Origin of the sequence: Fusibacter sp. 3D3, from assembly GCF_001748365.1 — a bacterium.
Lineage (GTDB): Bacteria > Bacillota > Clostridia > Peptostreptococcales > Acidaminobacteraceae > Fusibacter_A.
On the sequence record NZ_BDHH01000016.1, the window covers coordinates 57593 to 69857 of the forward strand.

Annotated in this window: 12 protein-coding genes and 1 tRNA gene; 11 read left to right on the forward strand and 2 right to left on the reverse strand. The window is 37.4% G+C overall.

The features are described from left to right. Nucleotides 1-165 precede the first annotated feature (165 nt). Nucleotides 166-2010 carry a TMEM165/GDT1 family protein gene (locus F3D3_RS23470; RefSeq protein WP_084389120.1) on the forward strand — a complete coding sequence of 615 codons (1845 nt, stop codon included), beginning with the start codon at nucleotides 166-168 and terminating at the stop codon, nucleotides 2008-2010. 31 nt (nucleotides 2011-2041) lie between these two features. Here the strand turns inward: F3D3_RS23470 and F3D3_RS16870 are convergent, their stop codons facing one another. Further along, nucleotides 2042-2515, reverse strand: coding sequence for a magnesium transporter (locus F3D3_RS16870; protein WP_207645396.1), 474 nt, complete (start codon nucleotides 2513-2515; stop codon nucleotides 2042-2044). A 123-nt stretch (nucleotides 2516-2638) separates the two neighbouring features. Here F3D3_RS16870 and F3D3_RS24265 point away from each other — a divergent pair, with 123 nt between their 5' ends. The 6 genes from F3D3_RS24265 (at nucleotide 2639) to F3D3_RS16900 (ending at nucleotide 6940) form a co-directional block, all read left to right on the forward strand. Beyond that, on the forward strand, nucleotides 2639-2833 hold the full coding sequence (locus tag F3D3_RS24265) for a hypothetical protein (protein WP_175438413.1): 195 nt from the start codon (nucleotides 2639-2641) through the stop codon (nucleotides 2831-2833). Further along, nucleotides 2823-3329, forward strand: a complete 507-nt coding sequence (locus F3D3_RS16880; RefSeq protein WP_139132130.1) for an AI-2E family transporter — start codon at nucleotides 2823-2825, stop codon at nucleotides 3327-3329. The genes F3D3_RS24265 and F3D3_RS16880 overlap by 11 nt, the downstream gene beginning before the upstream one ends. Nucleotides 3330-3515: 186 nt before the next feature. Further along, nucleotides 3516-4862 carry an MATE family efflux transporter gene (locus tag F3D3_RS16885; RefSeq protein WP_069875628.1) on the forward strand — a complete coding sequence of 449 codons (1347 nt, stop codon included), beginning with the start codon at nucleotides 3516-3518 and terminating at the stop codon, nucleotides 4860-4862. A gap of 313 nt (nucleotides 4863-5175) precedes the next feature. Next, nucleotides 5176-6087 carry an MBL fold metallo-hydrolase gene (locus F3D3_RS16890; protein ID WP_069875629.1) on the forward strand — a complete coding sequence of 304 codons (912 nt, stop codon included), beginning with the start codon at nucleotides 5176-5178 and terminating at the stop codon, nucleotides 6085-6087. Between the two features lie 141 nt (nucleotides 6088-6228). After that, a tRNA-Leu gene (locus F3D3_RS16895) sits at nucleotides 6229-6314 on the forward strand. A 224-nt stretch (nucleotides 6315-6538) separates the two neighbouring features. Next, entirely contained in the window at nucleotides 6539-6940 is a 402-nt protein-coding gene (locus F3D3_RS16900; RefSeq protein ID WP_069875630.1) for a GNAT family N-acetyltransferase, read from the forward strand. A 3-nt stretch (nucleotides 6941-6943) separates the two neighbouring features. Here the strand turns inward: F3D3_RS16900 and F3D3_RS16905 are convergent, their stop codons facing one another. Beyond that, the gene (locus F3D3_RS16905) at nucleotides 6944-7951 is read right to left on the reverse strand and encodes a helix-turn-helix domain-containing protein (RefSeq protein ID WP_069875631.1); all 1008 of its coding nucleotides are present in this window, start codon (nucleotides 7949-7951) and stop codon (nucleotides 6944-6946) included. Between the two features lie 143 nt (nucleotides 7952-8094). Between F3D3_RS16905 and F3D3_RS16910 the strand changes: the two genes are divergently transcribed. The 4 genes from F3D3_RS16910 (at nucleotide 8095) to F3D3_RS16925 (ending at nucleotide 12263) form a co-directional block, all read left to right on the forward strand. Then, nucleotides 8095-9327, forward strand: coding sequence for an MFS transporter (locus tag F3D3_RS16910; RefSeq protein WP_069875632.1), 1233 nt, complete (start codon nucleotides 8095-8097; stop codon nucleotides 9325-9327). 20 nt (nucleotides 9328-9347) lie between these two features. Further along, a complete protein-coding gene (locus F3D3_RS16915; RefSeq protein WP_084389121.1) occupies nucleotides 9348-10343 on the forward strand; it encodes a PHP domain-containing protein in 996 nt (331 codons plus the stop codon). Between the two features lie 289 nt (nucleotides 10344-10632). Further along, nucleotides 10633-11586, forward strand: coding sequence for a GNAT family N-acetyltransferase (locus tag F3D3_RS16920; RefSeq protein ID WP_069875633.1), 954 nt, complete (start codon nucleotides 10633-10635; stop codon nucleotides 11584-11586). After that, on the forward strand, nucleotides 11583-12263 hold the full coding sequence (locus F3D3_RS16925) for a PIG-L deacetylase family protein (protein ID WP_069875634.1): 681 nt from the start codon (nucleotides 11583-11585) through the stop codon (nucleotides 12261-12263). Before F3D3_RS16920 ends, F3D3_RS16925 begins: the two co-directional genes overlap by 4 nt. Nucleotides 12264-12265: the final 2 nt, after the last annotated feature.

The following is a 12265-nucleotide window of genomic DNA, read 5'->3' on the forward strand; positions in this document are numbered from 1 at the left end:
AATCCTGGTCTTATCTGCTTTAAGGATATTTAAAGAAGCGAGACTTTTAGATTATTGGGCGAGGTGTCTGATAATCTAAAGGTCTTTTTTTATTTAAGGTGTGAAGTCAGAGCTTGTGGAAGTGGATCTATAAGCATATTGAGATGAGTAAGAAGGAGTAAGCATATGATTCAAGAGGTATTAAAGGCATTTGTGTTGATTTCTATAGCAGAAATGGGGGATAAGACTCAGATTTTAGCAATGGCATTTGCCACACAGTTTTCTGTTAGAAAAGTACTCATTGGAATTGGAGTCGGCGCTTTCCTGAATCATGGGTTAGCAGTAATTTTAGGGCGACTTCTTTCTCAAATGGTTCCAATGAGCACTATTCAAATGATTGCAGGTGCTGCGTTTATAGGCTTTGCGATATGGACGTTAAAGTCTGATGATGAAGAAGAAGATGATGATGAACCTAAAATTCAACTTGGGCCCGTAGCAACAGTTGCTTTAGCTTTCTTTTTAGGTGAACTTGGAGACAAAACACAATTAACGGCAATCACATTAGCTGCAGATGCCCATTATCCTTTTATGATATTAGTGGGAACAGTTGCTGGGATGATTGCTACTGGAGCGATAGGCATTTTTGTTGGTAAAAAAATGGGAGATAAGATTCCTGAATTAGGTCTTAAATTATTGGCGGCTTCTATATTTTTGTTTTTTGGGATCCAAAAAATACTACAAACGAGCCCGAAACAATATTTAATACCAACGTTTATTGTACCTGTGTTCGGTTTATTGATAGGGTTTGTACTCTATAGGGTAAGAAAGTTAATTCAAAATAGGGAAAAAGGGATTCAGTCTGAATTTAAAGCAAAATCGCAATTGCTTCATGAATACTATAAGCACATTCAAGAAGATCTTGAAAATATCTGTATGGGGCCAAAGTTTTGTAATGCCTGCCAAGGGCATCAATGTGCCATTGGACATGCAAAAGATATTATTCAGAAGTCTATAGTCAATCCAGATTGGCAAATTGAATCCAAAAAAATAGAATTATCTTATAAGGAAAAGCCATTTTTTGATGAAGAAATTTTAGATAGCTTGGTAGATACCTTATGGTTGATTGAAAGTATAAAAGATCCTAAAAAGTTAAATAATGCACATTTGATTAGAAAACAGTTAGAGACCATTCTCGTGGGTCATTCAATCAGAAATGTAGAAGGCATACCTTCATATATTTCTGAAATTAGAAGAGAAAACAATGCGCTGGCAAGGCGAATTGAAGGTGCTTATAAAATGAGAAAACCCATAGAGGATCGAATCTTGAATATTGGAAATAGGATCCATAATATTTTTTTGATTGAAATAGAAAACGGCTATTTGCTCATTGATACGGGCTATAGTGAGCACTACAAAAAATTTAAAGAAGCATTAAAAAATAGAAAGATATCCATAGAGGATATAACCTATATTTTTATTACACATGCACATGATGACCATGTTGGTTTTTTAAATCAGCTTTTACAAAAGACTCAAGCAAAAGTGATTCTTCATCCTGCATCGATAGAAAGATTGAAAGTTGGACAAAATGCATTTGACGGGGGTTGTAGCAGTGTGATGGCATGGGGATTTTGTTATCTCATGAAATGTTTGGGCAAAGGGGACCATAGGTTTCAACCCGTAGATTTTCCTGAACGGTATTGGATTGTCACCCAAAAGACTCAATCCGAAATTGAGAAAGTACTCTCGGCTAAAATTATTGAACTGCCTGGACATACAAAGGATTCAATGGGTCTGCTATTTGGAGATAGAGTGCTCTTTTGTGGTGATGCAGCTATGAACGGCATACCAAGCAGCAATAACATTATCATTTGGATAGAAAACTTGAAAGACTATGAATCCTCTTGGATGAAGATGATCAGTCTTGATTTTAAACAAGTATATCCATCTCATGGGAAACCTTTCAATAAAGAACAGTTAGTCAAGAATCAACAGAAACTAAAAAAAATACGTCTAATATCCCTTCTGTAGTTGTAATCCAGCCAAAAGTACTTGATCAATTCTATAATAAATGGGGTAAGAACAATTTGGCTAATCCTAAAAAGAGAAAAAAGCCCCCCACATCCTTAGCTGTGGTTAGAAAAATTGAAGAAGATACAGCTGGATCCAATTTAAGTTTTTTCAAGAGCATTGGAATTAAGAAACCAAAAAAACCTGCAATAACAAGGTTTCCAATCATCGCAACAAAGATTATCAAACTGAGAAAAAAATTGTTATATTTAATATATATTACAAAACCGGTGATAAGTCCAGTCGCAGACCCATTTACAAAGCCAATGTTGATTTCATTAAAGACATACTTCCAATCTTTTTGGATATTGACATGTCCAAGCGCGATGCTCCTAATGACAATGGATAAAGTCTGAGTACCTGCATTTCCCCCATACCTGCTACGATGGGCATAACTGCTGCCAATGCAACCTTCTGTGAATTGAAACTGCAAGCGGACTACCAACTTCTTCGTCTTTGCTAACACCAGATAGCATCAGGAGGTCTTCAGTCTGTTCTTCAACGATAACGTCAATGATATCATCAACCGTTATAATACCTAAGTAAACAAATAGTACATTTTCATTCATGTGTTTTATATTTTTTGAATGTGGCAATTACATATGTCATTCTAAAGTATGCCTTTACATTGATAAGCCCTTTTGTTTTTGCATTCATTATTGGCTATTTGCTGAAGAAGCCAGCAAAAGTGATTGCCTTAACGTTTAAAGTGCCAAGTAAGCTTGTGTCTTTTTTACTTGTTTTAGTCTTTTACAGTAAAGTGGGTGTTCTTGGTGGGCGTTAAACTCATAACAACAGCTTCTACGGTGATCTCTGCATTGCCAACAATCTATGAAAATAAATTAGAGCCCTATCTTATTTCAGCATTTGATGGCATTGAAAAAGCTATAGTTCGATTGGATCCTGCGCTTGTGGAAGTTTTAAATGAAGGTTTTAACCAGTTTATAAGTTCACTTGGAGAAAATATTACCAATATAGCCTTGACGGTCGTGGGGTCTTTGTCAGAAATAGCGTCGTCACTGCCATCATTTTTAATTAAAATGATGTTAATGATTATATCGACATTTTTTTTTGCTATGGACTTTGACCTTTTATCAACCTTTATGTTAAGACAGTTTTCCCAACGTGGAAATAAGATTATTCAAACCGTTAAGCTGTATATGATGAATACCATATTTGGTAGTAATGCGCTCATATGCTCTGATCATGTGCATCACATTTGTGGAGCTATCTATAGGTCTTTTTATTATAGGGGTAAAAAATGCGATACTTATGAATGATACAGGCGTTATTAAATTATTAAAATAATCTGTTTAGGCGATCATGAATTTAAGGATTATGATTCCGCATAAGAGTAATGGAGTGGGCTTGACATCAAAAAAAAATATTGATATGATAATGAAAATTGTTATCAACAAAAGAAACCTAGTGCTATTGCTAAATCATTTTGTTTAGGAGACAGCTTAATGAGAAAAGGAAACATGACAGAAGGTGTGATTTGGAAGGAAATTCTTTTGTTCGCATTGCCCTTGCTTGGGACCAGCTTTATACAACAATTATACAATACAGTTGATCTCATTTTTGTGGGGAATGTGTTAGGTAAGGAGGCAACGGCTGCTGTTGGTGCATCGACACTTTTTGTCACCTGTTTGGTGGGTTTTTTTTCAGGGTTATCCATAGGTTCAGGTGTTGTTGCTTCGCAAGTCTTTGGCGGTGGAGACAACAAGGAACTTCAAAAGGTCATTCACAGCGCCATCGTTATTAGTTTGATTTGTGGTGGTTTGATCATGGGGATTGGACTCGCTTTTTCGCGCTTTTTTTTAAAATGGGTTAATACGCCATATGAAATTAGGCCAATTGCCATTCAGTATATGAGAGTGTTTTTTGTCAGTTCGATTCCACTGATTACTTATAACATGGGTGCAGGGATTATTAGAGCTTTAGGTAACGCAAGGGCTCCTATGTATATACAGTTGATAGGTGGTATAATGAATGTCGTTATGAACGCTTTATTCTTGCTGGTATTTAAGCTTGGGGTTACGGGTGTTGCTATGGCTACGCTTTTTTCTCAGTCACTCGCGGCAATATTGGTCTTATCCTATCTGAGAAAACAGAGTGAAATGTTTGAATTCACCTTTAAAAAACTGCGGCTTCATATTGAATATTTTTATAAAATACTCAAAATTGGTGTTCCAGTTGGGTTGCAAGCACTGGTGATCACTTTATCAAATGTTTTTGTTCAATACAATGTCAATCAATTAGGCATAGATGCCCTTGCTGCTTTTACTGCTTATTTTAAAGTGGAGTTGCTCATATATCTGCCTATCATAGCATTTGGGCAGGCGATTACTACTTTTTCGAGCCAAAATATTGGCGCTAAGGTTTTTAATCGTGTCAAAGAAGGTACTTTTATCTGCATGCTTATGGGACTTGGTGTGACTGTTGTTTTAAGTGGCGTTGTATTGCTTTGGGGGAGACAACTATTTGGCTTGATCAATAGAGATTTAGCGGTCTTAGATTTGGGCGTTAAAATTATTAGTAGAACAGTTCCTTTTTATTGGTTGTATTTAATCATAGAGGTTCTTGGCGGGAGCATAAGAGGCGGCGCTAAGACTTTCCCACCGATGCTAATTATTTTATCCAATATATGTGTACTAAGGACGGTTTTGTTGTATATTTTGACGGTTAATTATAAAGGCATAGAATCGATCGCAGTGACTTATCCAATAACTTGGGCCTCAACTGCGCTATTTATGCTCGGCTATTATTTAAAATCGAATTGGATGGGAAAGAAATTGTCAAAAGAATATTAATGCTTAACGCATTTGTGTATAATATAAGAAAAAAATAATGCTTTGGAAGTTGGAATAATGGAGTGTTCCGATAAATATGGACACTCCATTTTAGTCTTTGATGTATATGCATTATTTTTTTCCTAGAAATCTGATATAATCTATTAATGTTATATAACCCTTGGAGAGATGCCCATTGAATGCAATCTGATAAGAGGGTTACGGAGGTAGCGAAGCGGACCTTGGAACAAATATTTATTGACTGTTAGGGATTAAAATAGTGCATTATACGATCAAATGGATAGAATATATACATGATTTCGGAGGAAAAGATATGGAGATAATAAATGTTTTTGGAAACACCTATTGTATTGATACTGGCATGACGTACATACCTTTCTACAAGCTCAATGAAAAGGAAATTGTATTGTTGGATTCAGGTTATGGCAATAGTGAACGTGAAGGTATAAATATGCTCATTGATGACAATGGTTATCGCGTGTACGGCATTATTAACTCGCATGCACATATAGATCATGTGGGCAACAATATGTTTTTTAAGGAAAAGGACAAAGCCATAATAGCGATGACAAGACTTGAAGCTGCTCTATGTAGCTCAGAGGAGAGTGTTAAGGCTTACTTTGGAGGTCATACGCTTAAATCTGTAAGAGGGCATTTTGAAACCATGATCTCTGAAACGGATATTTTAATTGATTCTGAAGATGAATTACTAGAAATGGGAGGCGTAGTTTTTAAAATCATCCCAACACCAGGACATAGTCCTGCACATATCAGCATCATTACGCCTGATAATGTTGTATATGTGGGGGATACGCTTATCAGTTATGAGGTTATGCGGGGTGCTAAAATGCCTTATGCCTTTATTCTTAGTGTAGACTTCTTGAGCAAGAAAAAACTCAGTACTCTAAACTGTGAACACTTTATAGTTGCACATAAAGGCATTTATTCAAATATAGAAAATCTTGTGGATGACAATATTGCCTTTTATAAACATAGAGCTCAGAGAGTGTACGATGTGATTAACAAGCCAATGACGCTTGAAGAAATTTTGCGTGCGGTCATATGTGAATTTGACATTAATGTTAAAAGTATTCATAAACAACGTGTCATTAATCGGATGATGTGTTCATTTGTAGATTATCTCATAGAAATCGAGCAGCTTACAGCCGAAATAGAGAATGGATTTATAAAATATCGTCAAACTGAAAAAGAAACTTCTGTCTAAAGATTGTCTTTTTCAACAGGTATTATTGTGACTCGATGGAGTCCAAATTCTTGATATAGGATTTCATTTAGATGAGCACATATATCTGGCATATTGATTTTTAAAAAGACGTATGTTAATATAAGTTGTGGTACAAATTTTGCCGAAGTGGCGGAATGGCAGACGCGTTAGTTTCAGGGACTAGTGAGTGAAAACTCGTACAGGTTCGAGTCCTGCCTTCGGCACCAAAACATGCAGTCCAAACAATTCACAATAGGTAACTCTATTGATGCGTTGTTTGGATTTGTTTTATAGTGAGCACATCATAGGGGAGACAGGCGCTCAACTTTTGACTTTTGCGATTTATATTTCAAGGGTTCTATATCCTGTCTTCTAAGGATTACGGGAGAAACGCCGGATCGGGTGTACAGCAGATGTAAAAAACAGACATAATAAAGGGAGGCATATGGCCATGGCATTACACTATGAAAAACCCAAAGCAGAAGATTACGTGAGTTTGAGGCTTCGCTCTGGAATGGGAAATAAGGACCTAGAAAGAAGCAGAAAAGCAATCGCAAACTCTCTGCTTACAGTATCGCTTTACGATAAAGAAGAATTGATAGGCTTTGGAAGAATTGTAGGGGACGAAGGCATCACTTATGTGGTAACGGATATTATGGTGGATGAAAATTACCGAAGAAGAGGACTTGCAGACCAAATCATGAAAGCAATCAACACCTACTTTGAGGAAAACACTTCTGAAGATAGCTACATCTGTTTGATAGCGAACAAACCTGCTGATTTACTATATCAGAAGTATCAATTTGAGTATTTACCGTCGAATAAGTGTGGTATGTTACGGACAATTCTTTAGAATTCAAGTAGATAAACTGCAAGAGTCATGTATGAGTTTACGATATTCATTTGGTGTAGAACCCACGTGATGGCGAAAAACTTTCCCAAAATAACTGTTGGAAGAAAAGCCACAAGCTTCACTGATTTGAATGATGCTGTCTTCAGATCGCTCTAAAAGTTGCATGGCCTTGCGAATTCGAAAGTGCGTCAAATACATAAATGGTGACATGTGAAGGTAGGTACTAAAACAGCGTAGACATTCTCTTTTGCTCACATTGGCAGAACTGCCGATGTCCTCCACACTTATTTTATCCATATAGTTATACTCAATAAAAGTCATCATGGTTTTGATGCGATTGTTAATGGGAAGGGAGTAACCTGCATTAGAGCTGAACTCGTCTTTATGAGCTTTAACCATGTAGAGCAATAACTCAGAGAGCAAATTTCGAATGCACATTTCATAACCGAGATCATTTTGCAAATAGGTGGTGTATGCAGATTCTGTAGAGGCGATCAGGGGTTGATGGTTCAAATCATTCGCATTGAAAAAAAAGCCTTGAATGCACGGATCATTTGAAATGGGTTGAATGTATTTATGTTTAATAATGCTCCCTGTCGGCCCTTCCAATAAGGCACTGTTAAATTGTTGTGTGTGGTAGACGACTTCATTCACTCCGTCTTCAAGATCCACCATATGTAAGCAATTGGCATTGATGAAGACCGCATCGCCTTCGTTGAGCTTAATGGTCTGAGTAGGTGTCAAGAAACGACAAGTGCCCTTGATCACTTTGCAAAATTCAAATTCTTCATGCCAATGCCATGGCACGATTTCCATCATAGAGAATCTAAAATTCTCCTTTGACTCGCCAGAATCACCTTTGAGATACTGGTTTAAATAGGCCCCAGCATGCTTGCGATTAGATCTTTTTTTGAGAACGCCTAGAACACTAAAGTAAGGAAATCCAGAATCCATACTGCTGAAATATTCCTGCTGAGAACTGTTTACAATAACTTGGGTTTGTAAGATCATAAATACGAACTCCTTTTTTAAAATAGGATAAATTATCGTAGGATTGGCGCTATATTACTATTATTATGGCGCAATCTGTCTTTTTTGTCTATAGAAATTGCGGTAATATGACATTGAGATTATGAAATGGGAGGAATTTTGATATGTATAGATTATCCTTTGCGACTACGAAGTATAGTATTATTCAGGCACTGTATTGGTCGACCTATTGTATGATGCTCAGTTTTTCGGCGGTGTATCTTTTGGCGAGGCAGTACAACAATTCAGAGATTGGTGCAGTTCTAGCATTAATTAATATTTTGGCGCTTTTTTTACAACCTGCAATGGCAGCTTATATCGACAAGACAAAGAAAATCGGACTGAAACAGTTTATTGCCATTTTGCTTGTTTCGGTTACTTCACTGTCACTCCTTATTGTTTTCACTGCGGGATCGAAATATACAGTTGCCTTGTTTATGATTCTATCATTTGGCATTTTAGCCTCCATACAGCCGTTGATTAATTCAATTTGCTTTGAGTATGAAAAACTGGGGATTCGCATTAATTTTGGAGTGGCTCGGGGATTTGGCTCTGGTGCTTATGCTGTAACTTCTATTATACTGGGAACAGTTGTTAAAAAAATGGGTGCAGATTGGTTACCGATTTATTATAGCTTATCAACATTATTATTACTTGCAATGGTTCTAAAATTTTCACCACGAAAGCAGGGCTTAAGCGCCATGGCAGATGTAAGTAATGAATTTAAGATAGAAACCAGTGCCATTTCGAGTATTAATGTATCTATGTCTATGAGTGCATTTTTGAAGAAATACAAGCGCTTCACTGTTTTTGTCTTAGGCACATCCTTGGTTTTTGTACCCCATATTTTGATTAATTCTTTTATGATTCAAATTATAACAAGTATTGGTGGCACCAGTTCTGAAATGGGAACTGCTACATTTTTAGCGGCGATCACTGAAATTCCGATTATGTTTGCCTTTAGTCGATTGATGAAGAAGGTAAGCTGTGGTACTTTGCTAAAAATTTCAGCAGTGATTTTCACCATTAAGCACTTAATGACTTATTTAGCACCATCGATTCCAATTTTCTACATGACTCAGCTTTTGCAAATCGGTGCTTTCGGCCTTTATGCCCCTGCATCTGTTTACTATGTCAATCATATTATCAATAAAGATGATTTGGTAAAAGGACAGGCGATGGTGACCAATGCATTGACGTTAGGGAGTATATTGGCAAGCATAATAGGCGGCGTTCTTCTGGATTATGTTGATCCTAAAAGTGTTCTGCTCTTTGGCGGGATTGTGTCAATTGTAGGCAGTACATTGATGATTCTATCTGTGGAAACACAGGGGCAAGTCGTACAGATTTTAGAATGAGAGTGAAGTGGAGAGAGCATATGCAGAACAGACTACAGAACAGACAAATCAAAGGGGCGCAGCAGCACAGTGGCGCAATAAATCAAGATTCCGATCGAAAAGAAAGGCTTGATTTACATATGCACAGCTATTACAGTGATGACGGTGAATTTTCACCAACTGATCTTGTGAAGATGTGTGCAGCTGAAGGTGTCACGGTTATGGCAATCACCGATCACAATAGTGCTACGGCCAATATTGAAGCGAAGGCGGCTGCCGAAGCATATGGGGTTCAATATGTCTGCGGTATTGAACTGGACTGCACTTATGGTCCTTACAATCTTCACGTGCTGGGTTATTGCATCAATCCCCATAATCCGCTTTATCGAGAGCTTGAAGCACAGATCTTGTTGCAGGAAAAGGCTGCATCTGTTAAACGGTTAGCGTTGACTTCGTCTATGGGGTTTTATATTGACAGAGATCATTTGGAACACTTGAGTCCTAATGGGGTGTATACAGGTGAAATGTTTGCAGAGGTTTTACTGCATGATCCGAGAAATCAAGAAAATGAGTTGCTCATGCCCTATAGATTTGGCGGGTTGCGAAGTGACAATCCATACGTCAATTTTTATTGGGATTTTTATGCTAAAGATAAGCCCAGTTATGTAAAAATCCAATATCAAAGTTTGAAAGAAGCCATTGATCTCATTCAGTGGGATGGCGGTATAGCCGTTTTGGCACATCCGGGAATCAATTTTAAAGATTTGCTTGATAGACGTTTTGATTGCGCATATAAAGAAGATTTTAATCCAATATTATCAGAGATGAAAACTATGGGATTACAAGGAATTGAAGTATTTAGCAGCTACCATTCATCAGCGCTTATTGTGGATCTTATAAAAGTGGCGCACGAGCAGAATTTATTGATTACTTGTGGAAGTGACTTTCATGGCAAGACAAAGCCAAGTGTTCAAATTGGCCATACGGGATGCGAGGATGTTAGCCAATATGCGTTTTTAAAACGTGTATTGTTGTAGATCAGTTCCGTTCTGTACGTGGTACATTAGGAAACACTGGGGAAACACTGGGGAAACACTGGGGAAACACTGTACGTGGTACACTAGGAAACACACTAGGGAACAAATTGAGCTTGGAATAGATTTATAGAAAATCTTTATGCGACCTTAATGAGGTTGTGTGAAGATTTTTTTGTTGCAAAGATTAAGAAATTGTATTACAATGAACTCAAGTACAAACTTAATATGTTAATATGTTAAGTACGAAAACGAAATTAAGTTTCAAATCAGTACGCGGAGGTTTGAGGAAATGAAAATAATGCATTACAGCCAAAAATATGAAAAAGAAGTCGTTGATTTATGGAATCAAACATTGGTGTTTGATCCCATTACAGTCTATAAGTTTCGAAAGCAGATTTTATTGGATGATAATTTTGATACAGAGCTTTGTTTTGTTGCAGTAGAGGCAACACATATTGTCGGCTTTTTACTCGCAACTAAAAGAAAATTTCCCTATCTTGAAAGGGGATTAGAACCCACAAAAGGGTGGATCAATGTGATGTTTGTAGATCAAAATTATAAACAAAAGGGCATTGGCCATCATTTGGTGAACCACGCTGAAGCAAAATTAAAATCAATGGGTGTTGAAACCGTGATCCTTGGCGCTTATAGTCCCAATTACTTTTTTCCTGGAATTGATCAAGACCATTATATTGCAGCAATCAGTTTATTTGACAAATTAGGTTATCAATCAGGTCAAGAGAGCTATTCTATGTGTAAGGATTTGCATGGTTATCAAATGAGTAAAGAAATGTTAGAGAAACGTTCTAAAGCTCAGGAAGCAGGTTTTTCTTTCATCCCATTTGAGTACAAATACACCTTGGAATTGCTTGAATTCTTAAAAAATGAATTTGGTGGTGGCTGGAAACGCAATGCACTTATCTCAATGCAAAATAATGAAGCTGAAGATTGCATGCTGCTCGCTTTAAATTCAAAGCAAGAAATTGTTGGGTTTTGTATGCGGAAGATTGATGGCAATCCCATGCGATTTGGTCCTATTGGGATCAAAGAAGAGGTGCGCAATTTCGGCATAGGGGGGATTTTATTCGCTATGATGCAACTGGAAATGGAGAAGAGAGGCATCTATCATTTGTATTTTGTTTCCACAGATGTTCCTGGAAGGAGATTTTATGAAAGGCATGATGTCAAGGTTTTTAGAACCTATGTGGGTTATCAAAAAAAATTTAAGGAGGAATCAGTATGAGTGAGATAAAACGAGTCGTGAGCATCGGGGCGCATTCACTGGATGCCGAGATTTTAGGCGGTCCTATTATGCTCAAGTATGCAGAGCAAGGGGCACATTGTACCTATGTTCATGTTACGCAAGGGCGTTTGGAAGACCCTGATGCCACAGAGGAGGCAAAGAAGACGTATTTAGAGGCATTACTAGATCAAAATAAACGTGCTGCTGAAAAATTAAAGGGGGATACCCTCTGGTTGGGATATGTTTCGAATAACATGCCTTCAATAGATGATTTTGCCACAAGAATGAAACAGTATTTTGTGACTGAAAAAGTAGATCTTGTCATTACACATTGGCGTGGTTCGATGCATCCAAGACATATTAATACTCATGATGCTGTAACAATCGCTGTAAAACAATTACGAGAAAAGGGCAGCGACATCAGACTCGTCTATGGCGAAAATTTTGAGGATTTAGTGGGTTTCATACCACAGGCCTATTTTAAACTGGATTCAAATGAGGTCGAGAACTGGTTCGCAGGGCTCAGGGAATATGCCGTATTTAGAGGTGAAATTAATGCTTTCCCCTATGGTGAATACTATTCAACCATAGGCAGAGTACGCCAAATTGAATCTAATAATAATGGGTTTACCGTTGCCTATATGTATGCGAGTCTGATCGAGAATAGGTTGTGGTGAAT